Source organism: Paenibacillus sp. FSL R5-0407 (genome assembly GCF_038009185.1).
Classification (GTDB): Bacteria; Bacillota; Bacilli; order Paenibacillales; family Paenibacillaceae; genus Fontibacillus; species Fontibacillus vini.
The window spans coordinates 223,037-242,072 of sequence record NZ_JBBPAX010000002.1; the positions used below are offsets into that span (position 1 = coordinate 223,037).

11 protein-coding genes are annotated in these 19,036 nt (G+C 51.0%); 3 read left to right on the top strand and 8 right to left on the bottom strand.

The annotated features are described in order from the left end of the window. Positions 1-15: 15 nt before the first annotated feature. The 6 genes from NYE70_RS20375 to NYE70_RS20400 all read right to left on the bottom strand — a co-directional run bounded on the left by NYE70_RS20375 (position 16) and on the right by NYE70_RS20400 (position 14,720). Positions 16-9,069, bottom strand: coding sequence for an amino acid adenylation domain-containing protein (locus tag NYE70_RS20375; protein ID WP_341047838.1), 9,054 nt, complete (start codon positions 9,067-9,069; stop codon positions 16-18). Next, positions 9,069-9,779, bottom strand: coding sequence for a thioesterase II family protein (locus tag NYE70_RS20380; RefSeq protein WP_341047839.1), 711 nt, complete (start codon positions 9,777-9,779; stop codon positions 9,069-9,071). The genes NYE70_RS20375 and NYE70_RS20380 overlap by 1 nt, the downstream gene beginning before the upstream one ends. Before the next feature lie 18 nt (positions 9,780-9,797). Then, the gene (locus tag NYE70_RS20385) at positions 9,798-11,066 is read right to left on the bottom strand and encodes an MFS transporter (protein WP_341047840.1); all 1,269 of its coding nucleotides are present in this window, start codon (positions 11,064-11,066) and stop codon (positions 9,798-9,800) included. A gap of 364 nt (positions 11,067-11,430) precedes the next feature. Next, entirely contained in the window at positions 11,431-11,577 is a 147-nt protein-coding gene (locus tag NYE70_RS20390; RefSeq protein ID WP_211021692.1) for a hypothetical protein, read from the bottom strand. Between the two features lie 410 nt (positions 11,578-11,987). Further along, on the bottom strand, positions 11,988-14,213 hold the full coding sequence (locus tag NYE70_RS20395) for a Tex family protein (RefSeq protein ID WP_341047843.1): 2,226 nt from the start codon (positions 14,211-14,213) through the stop codon (positions 11,988-11,990). A 135-nt stretch (positions 14,214-14,348) separates the two neighbouring features. Continuing rightward, complete coding sequence (locus NYE70_RS20400) at positions 14,349-14,720, bottom strand: DUF4190 domain-containing protein (RefSeq protein ID WP_211021690.1); 372 nt, start codon at positions 14,718-14,720, stop codon at positions 14,349-14,351. 234 nt (positions 14,721-14,954) lie between these two features. Here NYE70_RS20400 and NYE70_RS20405 point away from each other — a divergent pair, with 234 nt between their 5' ends. From NYE70_RS20405 to NYE70_RS20415, 3 genes are read left to right on the top strand one after another with little or no spacing between them, the layout of a single operon-like run. Then, the gene (locus tag NYE70_RS20405; RefSeq protein ID WP_341047845.1) at positions 14,955-16,361 is read left to right on the top strand and encodes an efflux RND transporter periplasmic adaptor subunit; all 1,407 of its coding nucleotides are present in this window, start codon (positions 14,955-14,957) and stop codon (positions 16,359-16,361) included. 56 nt (positions 16,362-16,417) lie between these two features. Then, positions 16,418-17,062: an ABC transporter ATP-binding protein gene (locus tag NYE70_RS20410; protein ID WP_211022168.1), complete on the top strand. Its 645-nt coding sequence runs from the start codon at positions 16,418-16,420 to the stop codon at positions 17,060-17,062. Beyond that, positions 17,059-18,231 carry an ABC transporter permease gene (locus tag NYE70_RS20415; protein WP_211021687.1) on the top strand — a complete coding sequence of 391 codons (1,173 nt, stop codon included), beginning with the start codon at positions 17,059-17,061 and terminating at the stop codon, positions 18,229-18,231. The genes NYE70_RS20410 and NYE70_RS20415 overlap by 4 nt, the downstream gene beginning before the upstream one ends. 161 nt (positions 18,232-18,392) lie before the next feature. On the opposite strand, the gene NYE70_RS20420 is transcribed toward NYE70_RS20415, so the two are convergent. Together NYE70_RS20420 and NYE70_RS20425 are read right to left on the bottom strand one after the other, a co-directional pair. After that, positions 18,393-18,743, bottom strand: coding sequence for a type II toxin-antitoxin system PemK/MazF family toxin (locus NYE70_RS20420; RefSeq protein WP_211021686.1), 351 nt, complete (start codon positions 18,741-18,743; stop codon positions 18,393-18,395). Between the two features lie 3 nt (positions 18,744-18,746). Beyond that, entirely contained in the window at positions 18,747-19,028 is a 282-nt protein-coding gene (locus NYE70_RS20425) for a CopG family ribbon-helix-helix protein (protein WP_018750966.1), read from the bottom strand. Positions 19,029-19,036: the final 8 nt, after the last annotated feature.

Here is a 19,036-nt window from a genome sequence, read left to right on the forward strand (position 1 = left end):
CCTCCTTCCTCATCCTCACACGGCCCCTTCCTTCTGCATGCTCTGTTCGGATAAATAAACAAGGAATTTCATAAGATCGGATAAGAGGGCCTTCATCTTCTCTCTTCTCATTCTTCTGCCGTTGTAATCGAGACTAAATTCTACGCCCCTGGCATCCTGTTGGGCGGACAATACGAAGTCAAACCATTGAAGTTCACGGCTTCCCCATTCTCCGTCTTTCTTCCATCGGACCAAGGGATACGCCTCATGGTCATCTTTTTTCACACCCCGCTGCCTCATTTCGTCAGCAGTATAGATGAGAGAATTGCCGGAATTAGACATTCCTTGGGATACACTGTCTAGCAATTCAGAGAAGTCGGTAATTCCTTCAAGCTGCTGCCCAACATTAACCAGTGTTTGCCCTGGTAATGCCGCCTGGACTGTCATCTCCTTCGCATGCGCATGTTTGCCAAGGACGAATAAGTAAGACGCCACGAGCACTGCATAAAGATCGGTATTTGACGACTGGGCAAAGCTGTTCAAGCGTTGAGTTGTTTCCGAATCCAGCCGACTTTCAAGTACAGTCGCTTGTTGATTCTGCTCAGAAACTGTGAAGAAAGAAACAGGTAACACTGCAGGTTGTACCGTCCATGGACGATTCCCTTCCCGTTGCCGTTCCTCGATGAAAGCCGCCAGTTTGGTTACAGTCGGATGAGCGAACAAATCGGTTATTTTCACAGCGCCCGGTGCTAGACGATCTAATTCATGCTGCACGCGGAGCAGGAGCAAGGAGTTGCCTCCAACATCAAAGAAGTTGTTATGCATGGAAACCTTCTCTACTCCGAGCACCTCTTGCCAGATTGCCGCCAGCTTCTCTTCCATTTGTCCGGTTGGAGCGGTATAATCCCCTTCGTCTGCCGTATGCTGCAATTGCGGCTCCGGCAGCGCCTTGCGGTCAATCTTGCCGCTGACCGTCAAAGGAAGCTCCTCCAGCCGAACCGCAAACGCCGGAACCATGTAAACCGGCAAGTGGGCTTTCAATTCGCTGCGCAGTTCGGACGGCTCAAGCTTTCCATCACGCTCAGTAACGTAATACGCACATAAGTAGGCGTTGCCGTGCGTATCCTTCCGGGCTGTGACCACCGCTTCCTTCACCGCTTCATGTCTCAATATCGCCTCTTCGATCTCACCCGGCTCAATGCGGTAACCCCGGATTTTCACTTGGTTGTCGATCCGTCCCAAGTATTCAATATTTCCATCCGGAAGCCAGCGGGCCAGATCACCCGTCCGGTACATCACTCCGCCCGATTCCACTTCAAACGGACACGGAATGAACTTCTCGGCCGTCAAGTCATTCCGGTTCAAATACCCTCTTGCCAGCCCGTCGCCAGCAATACACAACTCCCCTGCTACGCCCACCGGTTGCAGACGATTTCCAACATCCACAATGTAAAGCCTCGTATTGTCGATCGGCTTCCCAATCGGCACCGGATCAACGACCTCCATCAGACCTGAGCAGTCGTAATGACTGACATCCACCGTGGCCTCGGTCGGTCCGTACAGGTTGATCAGCCGTGCGCCGCCGGCTTCTTCGCCTTCGCTACCTCCAAGCAGCGCCCGGAATCGGTTTACCTGTCGTGCCGTCAAGGCATCGCCACTGGCGAGCACATATCGCAAACTTCCCAGTTTGCCAATGCCTTCCGGTCTCGTCTCCAATTCGTCGAGGAACGCCTTCAGCATCGATGGCACGAAATGCATCGTAGTTACGCCATGCCGGGATACCGCTTCGATAATCTCTGCCGGGTCTTTCTCGCCCCCCGGGGTCAGGAAGCATACTTTAGCGCCGGCTTGTCCCCACCAGAATAGCTCCCATACCGAGACGTCGAACGTGAACGGCGTCTTCTGTAAAATGACGTCTCGATCAGACAGCGGATAAGCTCTTTGCATCCAGTTCAACCGGTTCACAACGGAGCGATGCTCCACCATGACCCCTTTCGGGCGGCCGGTTGAGCCGGAAGTATAGATTACATAGGCCAAATTCTGTGAGTTTCCGAGCGGTTCCAAATTATCGTTATTCGCCTGCCTGTCTGCCGAACCACTCTCTTCAGGACCAATCTTCGCAGACACGTCCACCCACTCACCGTTCCATGAAGCAAGCTTCCCGCGCAATTCACCAAGCAGCTTCTCTTGCGTCAACACGAATCGAGCTTTGCTGTCTTCCAGCATGTACGACATCCGCTCCGCCGGGAAATCCGGTGAAATCGGTAGATAAGCGCCGCCTGCTTTGAGTACGGCGAGCAGAGCGACCATCATCTCCGCTGAGCGCTCCATTACAACTGCGGCGATTACATCCGGACCGAGACCGCATTCCCGGAGATGCCGGGCCAGTCGGTTCGACCGTTCGTTCAATTCCCCGTAGGTCAGTGCTGAAGAATCCATGTTCCAAGCCACTTGATCCGGATCCTTTCGCACCTGTTCCTCGAACAGTCCATGCAGTGTCGCCTCGCGGCGGTATTCCACCGTTTCTCCGGCACTGCATTGAACAAGCTGTTCCTTCTCCCCTGACGACATCATTTCCAACTCGCCCACAGGCCGCTCCGGGTGCTCGGCCGCCTCATTGGCCAGCTGGATGAACCGCTCTGCAAATCGTGCGATCGTTGCGGCTTTAAACAGCTTCGTACTGTACTCGAATTTGCATTTGTATGCATATGCATCCATTTCGTCCGTCATAATTTCCAGTAATAAATCAAATTTTGAGACGCCCGTCTGTATATCCAATGTATGAAAGGTGACCTCACCGATCTGCGGCTTCGCCCGCTGCATATTTTGCATAACGAACATGACATCGAATAGCGGGTTTCGGCTTAAATCCCGGGCTATTCCGAGCTCATCGACCAATTCCTCGAATGGATAATCACTATTGTCGAACGCACCCAGCGCAGTCATACGGACGCTTTCCAGAAACGATTTAAAACTTTGCCCGTTGTTCATACTATTCCGAATGACCAGCGTGTTCACAAACATACCGATCATGGATTCAAGCGATGCTTGCGGTCTTCCTGCAACCGGTGTTCCGATCATAATCTCCGTTTGACCGGAACTTCGGGCTAAAAGGATATGGAAGACGGATAGCAGTACCATATAAGGTGTTGCGCCCGCTTGAGAAGCAAGGGCATTCAGCTTGGAAGCCAGTCTTTCCGGAATAATGAATGTATGTTGGCCGCCTTCGTTGCTCTTCAGCGACGATCTGGCATAATCCATCGGCAGGTCAAGCACGGGCCGTTCTCCCGCCATCGCATCCAGCCAGTAAAGCCGCTGCTTCTCCAGCATGCGCTGATTTGCTTCCCCAAGCTGCCACAATGCGAAATCTTTGTACTGCACCGTCTGCTCGGCAAGCGGCTTCCCTTCGTATAAGGCAATCAATTCATTTTGCAGCACAACCATCGACAAGCCGTCTCCGGCAATGTGGTGCATATCAAACAGCAAATATCGCTTTTCATCCGTCTCATTGATCAGGGCTGCCCTTAACAACGGAGGGTTTGCAAGATCGAACGGAGTTACAAATCTCTGGTACCACTCCTGGAGTGATTTATTCCCGATATCGGCAGTGAAAAGCTCGAAGCCGACGTTCTCACGTATCATTTGAACCGGAACTCCATCCTTTAGCACGAATGCGGTTCGAAGAGAACTGTGCCGCTCGATGAGTTTCATGAATGCTTCCTCCAACCGGCCCGCATCCACGCTTCCTGTGATCTCAATGACAACAGGCAAATTGTAAGCCCGGCTTTGATCTTCCATTCTGCTTAGGAAGAATAGACGCTTCTGGGCAGGGGTTAGCGGATATGCATCCCTTAACTCTGCCGGTACAACTTCCGAGTAGTCCCCGGTTGATTCCAGCAACTCCAATTGGCTAGCCAGACCCGCTATAGTCGGCGTACGGAACAAATCGCGAAGCGGTAAGCTCCGACCGAAGGATCGATGAATCCTCATCGTCAATTGCGCCGCAGTTAAGGAGTTCCCTCCCAGATCGAAAAAATGATCGTGCACGGAAATCTTCTCCACTCCGAGCACCTCTTGCCAAATCTCCGCAAGCTTTTCTTCCGTCTCCCCGGTTGGAGCGGTATAATCCCCTTCCTCTGCCGTAAGCTGCGATTGCGGCTCCGGCAGCGCCTTCCGGTCAATCTTGCCGCTAACCGTCAAAGGAAGATTCTCCAGCCGAACCGCAAACGCCGGAACCATATAACCCGGCAAGTGAGTCTTCAGTTCGCTGCGCAGTTCGGACGGCTCAAGCAACCCATCACGCTCCGTTACGTAATATGCACATAAGTAGGCGTTGCCGTGCGTATCCTTCCGGGCTGTGACCACCGCTTCCTTCACCGCTTCAAACCTCAAAATCGCTTCCTCGATCTCACCCGGCTCAATGCGGTAACCCCGGATTTTCACTTGGTTGTCGATCCGTCCCAAATATTCAATGTTGTCGTCGGGAAGCCAGCGGGCCAGATCACCCGTCCGGTACATCACTCCGCCCGATTCCGCTTCAAACGGACACGGAATGAACTTCTCGACCGTCAAGTCATTCCGGTTCAAATACCCTCTTGCCAGCCCGTCGCCGGCAATACACAACTCCCCTGCTACGCCCACCGGTTGCAGTCGGTTACCGCTATCCACAATGTAAAGTCTCGTATTGTCAATCGACTTCCCAATCGGCACCGGGTCAACGACCTCCATCATACCCGAGCAATCATAGTGACTGACATCCACCGTGGCCTCGGTCGGTCCGTACAGGTTGATCAGCCGTACTCCGCCGGCTTCTTCGCCTTCGCTACCTCCAAGCAGCGCCCGGAACCGGTTCACCTGTCGTGCCGTCAAGGCCTCGCCACTGGCGAACACATATCGCAAACTTCCCAGTTTGCCAATGCCTTCCGGTCTCGTCTCCAATTCGTCGAGAAACGCATTCAGCATCGATGGCACGAAATGCATCGTAGTTACGCCATGCCGGGATACCGCTTCGATAATCTCTGCCGGGTCTTTCTCGCCCCCCGGGGTCAGGAAGCATACTTTAGCGCCGGCTTGTCCCCACCAGAATAGCTCCCATACCGAGACGTCGAACGTGAACGGCGTCTTCTGCAAAATGACGTCCCGATCAGACAGCGGATAAGCCCTTTGCATCCAGTTCAACCGGTTCACGACGGAGCGATGCTCCACCATGACCCCTTTCGGGCGGCCGGTTGAGCCGGAAGTATAGATTACATAGGCCAAATTCTGTGAGTTTCCGAGCGGTTCCAAATTATCGTTATCCGCCTGCCTGTCTGCCGAACCACTCTCTTCAGGACCACTATCTTCAAGACCAACCTTCGCAGACACATCCACCCACTCGCCGCTCCATGCAGTGAGCTTCCCGCGCAATTCACCAAGCAGCTTCCCTTGCGTCAACACCACTCGCACTTCGCTGTCTTCCAGCATGTACGACATCCGCTCCGCCGGGAAATCCGGTGATATCGGCAGATAAGCGCCGCCAGCTTTGAATACGGCGAGCAGGGCGACCATCATCTCCGCCGAACGCTCCATTACCACGGCGGCGATTACATCCGGACCGAGACCGCATTCCCGGAGATGCCAGGCCAGTCGGTTCGATCGTTCGTTCAATTCCCCATAGGTTAGTGCTGAGGAATCCAGGTTCCAAGCCACTTGATCCGGATCCTTTCGCACCTGTTCCTCGAACAGTCCATGCAGCGTCGCCTCGCGGCGGTAGTCCACCGTTTCTCCGGCACTGCATTGAACAAGTCGTCCCTTCTCCCCGGGCGTCATCATTTCCAACTCGCCCACAGGCCGCTCCGGGTGCTCGGCCGCCTCATCGGCCAGTTGGATGAACCGCTCGGCAAACCGATTCATCGTATCTCGATCGAACAAGTTACAGTTATACTCCAGCACGCAATCCAATTGTCCGTCAGCGCCGGGGAATATATCCCACTTCAGGTCGAGCTTTGAAGTTCTCCCCGGTATATCCCTTTGGCTGAAACGGACTCCGTTTGCTTCAAAGTCCACATTCCCATTCATTTGGTTATGGTAAATCAACATCGTATCGAATAAAGGATTACGGGATCGATCCTGTACGATTCCGCAATTCGCCACGATCTCATCAAACGGCATTTCCTGATGATCGTATGCATCCAGCAAGGTGTCATTCATTTTGTGCAGCAAATCGATGAATGTCTGCTCACCATGCACCTCTTGGCGAATCGGTAAGAAATTGTTGAACATTCCGATCACCCGGTTACTTTCCGGCCGAAGCCGTCCTCCCGTTAAGGTGCCGATGACAAAGTCGTTCTGCGATGTGTACCTATGCAGCAAGATAGTATAAATGGACAATAATATCGCATAACCGGTAGCGCCGTGCGCAGCTGTAAGCTTATTCAACTTTTGCACGGTACGAGCAGGGATAGGGAGCTTAATCTGATTTCCGTCGAAAGTCCGCTCCGTTGGACGAGCGTGGTCCGTGATCATCTCCAGTATCGGAAGAGGTCCCTCAAGACGCTGCATCCAGTAAGTCCGATGGCGCTCCATCCTCTTTTCGCTTCGTTCAGTGAGCGACCATAATGCATAATCGTTATATTGAATCGGGACCGCTTCAAGCGTGTTCCCTTGGTAGAGCATTCTGAATTCATCAATTAGCACATTTAAAGAAATCCCGTCACAGACTAAATGATGCGTATCCAGAAGCAAGACGTAGCTGGATTCCCCCAACCGAACCGCTTGGGCTCGGAACAATGGCGCCTGCGATAGCTCAAATGGTTGAACAAAACGTTCCATTATTCGGGAAAGTTCCTGTTCTTCCGCCTGTACCCTACCCAGGCTGAATATTAATTTGTCTTCAATTTGCTGCACCGCTTCCCCGTTCACAAAATGAAACGAGGTCCGAAGCGCTTCATGCCTGTCGACCAGCTCTTGCAGCGCTTGTTCTACACGGTTCAAGTCAACGGAACCATCCATACTTAACGCAGCCGGAATATTGTATGTGGTACCGATTCCTTCAAGTTGCTCTTGCATATAGATCCGATTCTGCGCACTTGTTAATGGATAGTACGGGCGTGGCGCTGCCTTTTCGATTGGTCCTCGTTCCTCAATTCTGGACGTCTTCACCACTTTGGCCAGCTCTCGGATTGTAGGAACCGAATACACCTCCCGAATGGACAGGTCTACGCCAAACCTCTCGGACACAGCGGAAACCAGCATCATCACCTTCAAGGAATTGATACCGATCTCAAGTAAAGAATCATCCACATCCAATGGCCCCGTTTGCAATACTTCTGAACATAACCGCTGTAAGGCTCGCTCCGTCTCATCCTCGGACCACTTGGCCTCACGCACTTGCTCCGAACTCTTCCTGATTTGCCGGAGTGCTTCTTTATCTTGATCGAAGTGACCGTTTTTGTACTGGTCTGCGAGAATATATCGCTGCAGTTTTCCGCTCGTTGTCTTCGGCAATTGCTTTACAGGCAGTACCCAGCCAATTTCGTAGCCCGCCCTTTCACGAATAAACTTGGCTACATTATCCGCAAGGGGAGCAAACGACTCGATGCTGCCCCGATATACGGCGAATACGATGATTTCATCACTTTGCAATTGTTCGTTAAATGCGCCGCATACGGCGACTCTTCGTAATTTGCCTTCATCCATTTCTTCAATGATTCGCTCTAAATCATGCGGGTACACATTCTGACCGTTCACAAACAGAATATCCTTCTTTCTGCCTGTAACGACTAAGCGACCATTACGCATGAAACCTAAATCCCCGGTTCTCAGCCACCCATCTTCCCCTATCGCTTTGCCTGTAGCCACCGGGTCGTTGTAATACCCGCTTGTCACATTCGGTCCCTTGATTTGAACTTCGCCTATCGTTCGTTCAGATAATGGATTCCCGTCATCATCACAAATACGAACCTGACAATCCTTCACGGGCATCCCGAGATCGACAAACGATAACTCCGAAAGTTCTCCCGCATCTTCCCCTGAAATTTCCCTGACAGATTCTCCTACGGCGGTATCACGTTCAATCCGAATGTCGAGGAGCGGCTCATCAACCGGCGGGAACGTCACCGCAAGACTGGCTTCCGCCATACCGTACACGGGAAATGCAGTATGAGAACGTAGCCCGTATGCGCCCATCTCTTCTGTAAATTGTCTGCTCAGTTTGGCCGATATCGGTTCTGCACCGTTGAATATCAAACGGACGCAGGACAGATCCCAACCCGTTGCCCGATCCTTCTTGTAAAAATTCAAAAAGTGGCTATACCCGAAATTCGGTGATGCCAGCGTCGTAATACGGTGATCGCTTGCCTTCTGAAACCACATCGTCGGATGTTGGACAAATAGAGCAGTCGGCATCATATATTGGTGCATATCAGCCAGCAACGGGGTCAGGTGAAAGCCGATCAGTCCCATATCATGGGTAAGCGGCATCCAGCTAAGTGAGGAATCTTGATCCGTTGCTTCGGAGCAAGCCACAATCGCCTGCATATTCGCAAGCAGATTAGCGTGCGTCAGCATGACGCCCTTTGGATCCCCGGTAGATCCGGAAGAAAATTGAATGAAGGCAAGATCATTAGGGTCTGGATGATATATTCCTCCCGTCGGACCTTCGAACAAATCCTCTTTTTCTGTCTCCCAGGTTATATCCCTCAACTTCCTAAAGAACGCAATCTGATCTTCCGAATCCGATTCCGCTTCTCCTTCCCATCGTTCGAGTACCCGCTTGTCCTCAATTACCAGAAAAGGAGCATGAAGTTTTTGAAACACCTTGATGAGCTTTCTTTTGTTCTCCTCGCTTGCTCCGGCGGATAAGGGGACCGGTATCATCCCTCCAAGCTGACAGGCCCAAAACCAAGTCAGGAACAATTCCTGATCCTCCAGAAGGAACACAATTTCCCTGCCCCGCTTCAGCCCTTTATCCTGCATACGTTTGAGTAGTGCAGATGAACGTTGCAACAAATCCCCATAGGTTATCGCCGCTTCCTCTTTGCCGTTGCGGATAAAGGTGATGCCTTTGGTACTATCACTCCGCATCCGAATGAGCTCGACTAAACTATTCATCACAACACCCTCCCCGGTTGTAACAGTCGTGATTGAATTTTTTCCGTCAATAGCTCCGCATGATCATGAAGAAAAAAGTGTCCTCCCTCATAGGCAAAAGCTTCGCATCGGCCACTCGTATGTTCGCTCCACTCCATGGGATCATAATCCCCGTCTTGCAAACCCGAGAAAACGGTAAAGTCGCATGATAATGGGCTGCGATCATCTTTATGGAATCGGTAGGTTTCGGATGCTCGGTAATCACATTTCAAAATCGGCAAGAACAAAGATAACAAATCTTGATTTTCAAAAAATTCCCGCGGTGTTCCCCCTAATTCCTGAATCTTAGCCAAAAACAGATCATCTGGCATCAGATGCATATTCTCATTCTCGATGACATGCGGTGCAGCACGGCCCGAAACGAAAAGGTGTACTGGCTCCGGGTATCCGAGACTGCTCAATTTACGGCTCATTTCAAAGGCGATAACACTGCCCAGACTATGTCCAAACATCGCATATGGACTGCCGTCGAGATGTGGAATCAGCGTATGCCGAACATTTTCCACTATCTCATCTACAGAAGTCAGCAGCGGCTCACCGAAACGTCTTCCCCGCCCCGGAAGCTCGACGGTGATAAGTCGAATGGAAGGAGACAGCAAGTTTTTCCACCTTTCATAAACCGATACGGAGGCTCCAGCATACGGAAAGAAAAACATGTTGAGTCTTTTCAAAACTCCCCATCCCCTTTATTAATTGTATTTGCGCAGAGTTTTCAGGAAATAAATACAAACCGCCGCAACCAGTGTTAATCCTGCCCCATTCATCATCAGGACAAGGTCAGCACCATATAGGTCAGAGAACACTCCGGACAAAATAATCCCAAAAGGCGTAGCAAGACTGGAAAGGGATCCGATGGTCCCAAACACGCGCCCCTGATATTCTCCATCCACTTCGGTTCGCAGCATTACCATGACGATGATCGTTCCGACAGACAGGATAAAGCCAACAAGAAATACAAAGGGAATGGCAAAATAGACATCGTTTATGGATGAAAGAAGCATTAAATTGGGCCCGGCCAAAAGCATGGCAATACTCACCCAGATGCCTCGTTTGGCGATTTTGCTCCCCATGAATGCGATAAGTCCAGCACCCGTCGCGTACCCAATCGGAATAATGGCCTCCAGCATGCCGAATTGCCACGGAGTCGCCTTCCAAATCGTTACGGCAAGCACTTGAAAAACCATCATCGAAGCGACGAAGAAAACCATAATCGACGGCAGTAGAATGGAAACGGAACGGGCAATGGAATGACCGCGAATATATGACAATCCGTGCTTAAAGTCGTCCCAAAATCCTTTCTTTTCCCTGTCTTGCTGTATAGGGTTTGGAAACGAGCCGGACAGAAGCACACAGCCTGCTGAGATAAAAAAAGCAATACTTACGACGATAACTGATGCCGGTCCGCCAAATATGGCGACAGCAGCTCCACCAAGAGACAATCCGGCAAGACGGGCCAGTGTATCCGTAATTTGCATCAGACTCGTTGCTCTCTGGATCTGTTCTTTGCCCACAATGTTAATGAGCGAGGAGGAGAAAGCAGGATTATGGAATTGTGAAGCAGCACCGACCAATGCCAGCAAGACAATCAGCATCCACCAGCTCTGGCCCTCCCCAAAAGAAAAAACAGCAGCAACTCCTACCATCAAAATCCCCCGAACGATATCCATGCCCAGCATAATCATCCGTCGGTTATAGCGGTCCGCTATAGTCCCGGCAACACTTCCTAGTAAAAAGCTTGTTATCATCTGAACCACCATGATGGTCATCATGGCTTTCGCGCTGCCTGTCGTCGATAGCACCCAGAAGCCGACTACTATGGAATTAAAACCTTCCCCCACAATGGATAATGTGCTTCCTAAATAAATCCACAAAAAGGTTGCGTTATTCAGCAGGCGCTTTGACTGGGTTTCCGGAACCGCCTCCTGCGGCTTGGCTGCAACTAAAGCTTCTGAATTCACGGACACGCCCCCTTATACAGTAATGCTTGAAACATCATGTTCACTAACATCGTCCATTTGAATGGCTCGACTTCTCCCGATTGTTCAATCGTTTGCACAAAATCGTTATTGGAGGTGTCTTCATATGGAACAGGTATATAATCCTTCAAATAAATATGATAAGCAGTTAAATTTCGTAGGGTCTTGTTTGCGGGTATGATCACTAGGATCGGATCAGTATTGAATGAAATGCTTAGTGTGAGGTGAAAATCATTCAGAACAATGACTTAAGAGTGGTCTTGATGCAAGATAGCCGGGGGTTACTTCATCTTGAAATGTCATTCCTGTTGAATCGAAACTCGGTCTAAAATATAGAATCGTTGAATTAATCGGGTACGGATGGAAGGATAGGAAGGGAAAGAACGATATCTTCTTGATCGTTGTATTTGTGATGCATGCCTTGAAAAGAGGACAAAAGCGTGACAAAAAGCGACATTGAATCGGATTTGCCCATTTGCAAAATATTTTCCATAAGAACCTCCTAACAATAAATAATAAAAAACATAGAGTCGGGTAAAAGCGACAACAATACCGCCACATTTCCTTTAGGAGATACTATGAAGTTGGGCAAACGTTTGCAATTTAGAGAAAGGTTCAACTTTTAATTGTAAGTCAACCCAATAACTTCAATTTGAATTATATTTTGAATACATATTCTAGTCAATGAATTTATTTTCATAATATATGACTCCACGGTCATCTAACATCAGACTATTATCACAGATGAATAGGTCAAATTCACCATATTTGTAAGCGCTAACAATCAATCGCGTTGTCCAAACCCTTCACGCGCTTCTCCAACTCAAACAAGCTGAATTCTATCACAATGTAAAAGCCCGCCGAAATCGGCGGGCTTATCTGTAGTTAATGTCCTTATGTTCGTTACGGCTTCCGCATCGTTAATCCGACGCGTCCTTTTTTCAGATCTACATTCAGCACCCAAACGGTAACATTATCTCCAACCGATACGACGTCCATCGGATGTTTGACATAGCCCTCGCTTAGCTGGGAAATATGGACGAGGCCATCGTTCTTGATCCCGATATCCACGAAGGCGCCAAAATCGATCACGTTCCGGACGGTGCCCTGCAGCTCCATCCCCGGCACCAGATCCTCGATCTTCAACACATCGGTGCGGAAAATCGGAAGCGGCAGCTCTTCGCGGGGATCGCGCCCCGGCCGTTGGAGACTATCCAGAATATCGCGCAGGGTCGGTACGCCGACCTCCAGCCGTTCCGCCAGTGCCTCGGCGTTTAACGCTGCAAGCTTGTCCGCCAACTCTTTAGAGCCAAGCTGATCCAGGCCTACGCCCAGCTCGGCGAACAACCGGTTAACCACCTCATACGACTCGGGATGAATCGGTGTACGATCCAGCGGATGCTCGCCTTCGGCGATCCGCATAAAACCAATACATTGCTCATAGGTCTTCGCGCCGAGGCGCGGAACCTTCTGCAGCTGTTTCCGGTTGCGGAAGCGTCCATTCTCTTCGCGGAATTTGACGATGTTCTTCGCCGTGGTGGCATTCACGCCGGACACGTACGATAACAGTGAAGGCGAAGCCGTATTGACATCGACACCGACGTGGTTTACCGCCGATTCCACTACGGTGGTCAGGCTCTCGTCGAGGTGCTTCTGCGAGACGTCGTGCTGGTATTGGCCAACCCCGATCGCCTTCGGCTCGATCTTAACCAGCTCCGCCAGCGGATCCTGCAGCCGGCGGGCAATGGATACCGCGCTTCGCTCGGCGACATCCAGATCGGGGAACTCCTCCGCAGCCAGCTTGGATGCGGAGTACACGCTTGCTCCAGCCTCGTTGACGATCAGGTAGGCCAGTTCCTGAGACTTGCGTTCCGCGATTACTTCCGCCACAAACTGTTCCGTTTCGCGCGATGCCGTACCGTTGCCGATAACGATCAGGGTTATATCGTAGCGATCGATCAGCTCATTAAACTTGGCGGCCGCTTCCCGTTTCTTGTTGTTCGGCGGCGTCGGATATGTTACCGCAACTTCCAATAGTTTGCCCGTATCGTCCACAACGGCGAGCTTGCAGCCGGTCCGGAATGCAGGATCGACGCCCAGCACCCGCTTGCCCCGCACCGGCGGCTGCAGCAGCAGGCTGCGCAGATTTCCGGCAAAGATGGAAATCGCCTGCTGTTCGGCTCTTTCCGTGAGCTCGCCGCGCACTTCCCGCTCGATGGAAGGCGCGATCAACCGTTTGTAGGCGTCCTCCACAACGGCATGCAGCACGCTATCCGCAACGGAACTGCCCTTGATCCATCGGCCGGCAATAAAACGGTGGATCGGCTCTGGCTCCACTTCAAGCGAGACTTTAAGTATCTCTTCCCGCTCCCCGCGGTTCATGGCGAGGATCCGGTGGGACGGCATTTTCTTGGCCGCTTCCCGGTAGTTATAATACATCTCATATACAGACTCGGCCTCAGGTGACTTCGCTTCGGACGTCATCATGCCATGATCCATCGTATACTTGCGGACCCAAGCCCGGGTCGCCGCTTCGTCGGCCATGCCTTCAGCCACGATATCCATAGCGCCCTGCAACGCTTCCTCCGCTGTCTCCACGCCCTTGTCCGGTTGAATGTACTTGGCGGCTTCCGTCAACGGAGCGCCCTGTTTAGGCTGGGAGAGCAGCCAATCGGCCAATGGAGCGAGTCCTTTTTCCTTCGCCACGCTGGCCCGGGTCTTGCGCTTCTGACGGTAAGGGCGGTACAAGTCTTCCACTTCCTGAAGCTTGACCGCCTTTCGGATCGCCGCCTCCAGTTCGCCTGTCAATTTGTCCTGCTCCGCGATGATCCGGATTACCTCGGATTTACGCTCCTCCAAATTACGAAGATAATTCGTGCGCTCTTCGATATCGCGAAGCTGGTTCTCGTCCAGTTCTCCGGTCATTTCTTTCCGGTAACGGGCGATAAACGGAATCGTATTGCCTTCATCCAGCAGCGAAATCGTAGTCCGCACCTGTTTCAGGGACAGGCTCAGTTCCTTTGCTACCTGCTGTACAATCCGTTCCCGGTCTCCGCTCTCATTCTTCTCATGCGTTGCGTTAGCTTCCGATTGCGACAAAGAAATCCCTCTTTCATTCAAAAATTCCATGATTCCTTTATTATCACAAACTTCCCGCGTCTTTTCCACCGCAGGACGAATGGTAGTTTTCAGGCATCGCGGATTAAAGAAGAAAAACACCGGGCCCGAATTATCTTCCAGGCTGCGGTGCTTTCTGTTTGTGCATTAAAATGTGGAGTAATTCTCCACCCCTGCCGATGCAAACATAATAATTGCCAAAACAAGAATAAATAGAATTATTCCGTAAATCGCCGTCCCGACGATTCCGCAAACTAATCCGGCTATCGATAAGCCTTTGCCCTGCTCCCCGGTGCGCTTCAACTCTTTGAAGGACAGGCTGGCAAACACGATTGCGACAATTCCCAAAAGGAAACCTATGTACGGGACTACGATGGACAAAACGCCCAGTACGAGCGATGTGATCGATTTGCCGTTCGTCTTGGCCGGTGTCGGCGGTCCTGGCGGCGCAGGCTGATAACCCTGCGGATAATTATTGAATGTCGTATATTGATACTGATCTGACGGATTCTGATCCATTAAAAAAGTACCTCCTCCATAAACTATGATTATTGTACTTCATCTCCGGGTCGGGCGCCAACCATTTTTGGCTTTTGGGCTTGCTTTCGTACCGGAAAACGTTCAGCTAACTTTAAGTTACGTTTCAGACAACTTTAAGTTTCGTTTCAGACCCCTTTAATATTGGCCCCTTAGTATATGACCTGATACATACCTTTATCTTTAAAATACCCGTGGGAAGTTGGGAGTGAGCGAATGAAAAAAAAGAAATGGTTATGGATCGGAGTCGGAATTGTCGGCGCCATTTTGATTGCCTTGGCGGCTACGATGTTGATCCTGCCGGATAAAAAAACCGGAGAAGCCGCGCCTGTCCAACGGACAACCCAGGTTGTCAAAGGCAATATCCTCGTCAGTGTGTCGGGATCAGGATCGGTAATATCGACGGATAGCCAAAGCGTACGTACCAAGGATGAAGGCAAAGTCAATGAGGTAATGGTCAAAGCCGGAGATATTGTGAAAAAGGGGCAAACCCTGCTTACCTTCGAGGCCGACGACTTATCGGACAGTCTGGAGACAAAGGAAACTTCTCTGGAATCGCAGAAAATGGATTTGATTGACCTTCAGGCCCAGTACAAGCGTCAGGTTTATGATGGCGCCTCCGAGGAAGATTTGAATAACACCCGGAAATCCATCACCAAGCAAGAACTGAATATTAAAAGCACGGAGAATGAAATCGCCTCAATAAAAGAAGATATGATTCCACCCGACTCATTAACATCACCTATGGACGGGACGATTACTTCGGTAAATATCACTGCCGGCGAAAAGGCCAACAATGGAAGCGAATTGTTCGTCATCCAGGATTATCAGAATTTGAGCGTACAAATTCAAGTGGATGAATTGGATATCCCGCAGGTGAAAACCGGGATGAAGTCTTCCGTTCAACTGGATGCGCTGCCGGATCAAACGATCGACGGCGAAGTATCCGAAATTGCGAATGAAGGCACCGCTTCGGGGGGAGTATCCCTATTCGATGTCACGATTAAATTGAAGCAATCGGACGGGATCCGCGTCGGCATGTCGGCTGAAGCATCCATTGTTCTCTCCGACAAGACAGATATTTTGACCCTCCCCGTTGAAGCCGTGCAAAAAAGAGGCGAGTCTTACTTCGTGATTCTTCCGACTACCGACGCCTCCGCGGCCGGCAGCCGGAATGGCGGAAGAATCGTTCCGGAAGGCGATCTGCAGCAGCCAATCGGAACCTCCGGCGAACCACCGGCGAGACCTTCCCAAATATCGGAAGATAACAGGCAGCCCTCAAGCGATTCAGGACAAGACAGGCAAAGAACTAAAACTACCGGCAGAACGAACATGCAAGAGGTTGAAATCGGCGTTCATAACGAAACTTCCATTGAAATCGTCAGCGGTTTAAAAGAAGGCGACGAAGTCGTCATTCCTACAGTGATAGGTTCCTCCTCCTCTAATTCAACCCGGCAGCAGGAGCAAATGGGCCAAGCCGGGGGCTTTGGGGGCTTTGGAGGCTTCGGCGGAGGCGGTGTCAATCCGAACGGCGCCATGCCTGGCGGAGGCATGTCCGGTGGAGGCTTCTCGGGCGGTGGCACACCTGGCGGCGGAGCTAGTCGGACAGGAGGTGGCAGATAGTGTCTGATTTACAGCAGCCTCTGATCAACGTTTCCGGGTTGGGGCACGGATACAAAATGGCTGGAGAACTCATGCCAGTCCTCAAAGACGTCAGCTTTCAGATCCACCAGGGAGAATTTGTGGCGATTATCGGCCCATCCGGCTCCGGTAAATCCACTTTGATGAACATGCTAGGCTGCCTGGACGTAGCCAATGAAGGAATCTACCTGCTTGATGGCCAGGATGTGAAGAAATTGTCGGATAATAAACTGGCCGTAATTCGTAATGAAAAGATCGGGTTCATATTTCAGCAGTTCAATCTCTTGCCCAAGCTAACGGCATTCGAAAATGTAGAGCTTCCCCTCATTTACCGGAATGTCCCGTACAAGGAGCGAAAAAAGGCGATCGAAGAGTCCTTGAGACTAGTCGGTCTGGCGGACCGGATGCATCATAAACCTTCCGAGCTGTCCGGCGGACAACAGCAGCGGGTGGCCATAGCAAGAGCGATTGCGGGAAATCCTCCCCTGCTTCTGGCCGACGAGCCCACCGGCGCACTGGACAGCAAGACTGGCATAGAGGTTATGGAGAAGATGAAGGAGCTTAACCGTCTCGGTCATACCATTATTATCATCACCCATGATCTCTCCATCGCGGAGCAGGCCAAACGGGTCATCAGCATTCAGGACGGCATGATCGTCGAGGATCGGAGGCTTGCGGTATGAATCTGCTGCAAAGCGTAAAAATGGCCTGGAAAAGCATCATCGGGGCGAAGATTCGTTCCCTGCTCACGATGCTCGGAATTATTATCGGGGTATCCTCGGTTATCACGCTCGTATCGGTAGGCCAGGGGACTACTTCGCAGATTACGGAGCAGCTCGAAGGCTTGGGCACGGACTTATTGACCGTAAACATTACGGGGCGGGGAAATACGACTTCTTTGTCTTATGAAGAAGCAATGCAGCTTGCCGACATTGAGGGGATCAAGGCGGTCTCTCCTGTCGTAAGCGGGTCAGCTACAGCCAAAAAAGATACCGTCAATGATTCCGTATCCATCGAGGGCATTGCTCCGTCATATGAAGAGGTGCAGGACTTTCACGTCCAGTCGGGCCGCTATATCCTGGATCTGGACAATGAATTCAGAATGAAGGTGGCGTTAATCGGGACCGAAACGGCCAGCACGTTTCTGGGCACGGCCGATCCCGTTGGGAAAACGATCCAGTTGGACGGCACCAGCTTCAAAATTGTCGGCCTGCTGGAGTCAAAGGGGTCCAGTCTGACCGGTTCAAACGATAACAAAATCCTGATTCCGATCAGCACGGCCGAACGCTTTCTGCGAAGCCGGGGAGTTCGTTCCATCACCGTACAGGTGGAAGACACGAAACAAATCGAACAAGTCAAGTCATCGCTGGAAGCCGCTCTTGATAAAAAATTCATGAACGCGGACAATGCTTATACCGTGTTTAATTCACAGGAAATGCTGGATACCTTGAATTCCACCACTCAAATGCTGTCGCTAGCTCTTGGCGGCATTGCCGGCATCTCTCTGCTCGTGGGCGGGATAGGAATCATGAATATTATGCTGGTCTCCGTCAGCGAAAGAACACGAGAAATCGGGATACGTAAAGCGATCGGAGCAAAAAAGAGGAACATCCTGCTACAATTCATGGTCGAGTCTACCGCTTTAAGCGGGTTTGGCGGTTTAATCGGAGTTGGACTCGGATACGGCGCCAGCGCGTTGATCGGCCATTATTCTTCCCTCTCCACCTCGGTTTCCGTCCCGATCGTCCTGATCGCCTTCGGCTTTTCCTTATTCATCGGCATCGTGTTCGGAATGATTCCTGCCAATAAGGCAGCCAAACTCCGGCCGATCTACGCTTTACGCACAGATTGACTCTTAGTACCCGGGTTTGCTCTGAATATCGGCAGTGATTCGCTTCCAGCATTTTGAGGCAAATCACTGTTTTTCTTATCCTTCAAAAAAGAAAAGCGCCCCGAACAACCTGTTCGGAGCGCCCGGCCAACAAGGATCGAAGATCCCGTCTGGCTGTATGCTTAAAAGTCAATTAAACCAAGACTGATCAACAAAGCGTCATTCACTTTTTTCATCGTCTCTTCGTCTAAATGCGTAATCTTATCGGTTAGTCTCTGTTTGTCGATCGTGCGGATTTGTTCCAGCAAAATAACGGAATCACGGTCAAAACCATGCGTAGCCGCCTCAATCTCCACATGAGTCGGCAGCTTCGCTTTCTGGATTTGTGCCGTGATAGCGGCAACGATCGCCGTCGGGCTGAATCGGTTGCCGATATCGTTCTGGATAATAAGCACCGGTCTTACCCCGCCCTGCTCAGAACCGACTACAGGGGAGAGGTCTGCAAAAAAAACGTCGCCGCGCTTTACGATCAATGGTTACACCCCGCTTACTAGGCGGTCCAGAGTGATGTCTGCATCTTCCTCCGCATGGAATGCTTCAGAGGCCATGGATAAATTAATTTTAGCCATTTCCATATAGCCGCGCTGCATCGACTCACGGATGAATCTCTTCTTCCGCTCATTTAAATACAGCTTCATGGCTTGCCTGATCAGCTCGCTGCGATTGGAGTTCTCCATCGCGACGATTCCATCCACTTCCTGCAAAAGATGATCCGGTAAACTAATCATGATTCTTTTGGTGTTATGCATGTTGGCCATCCCTAACT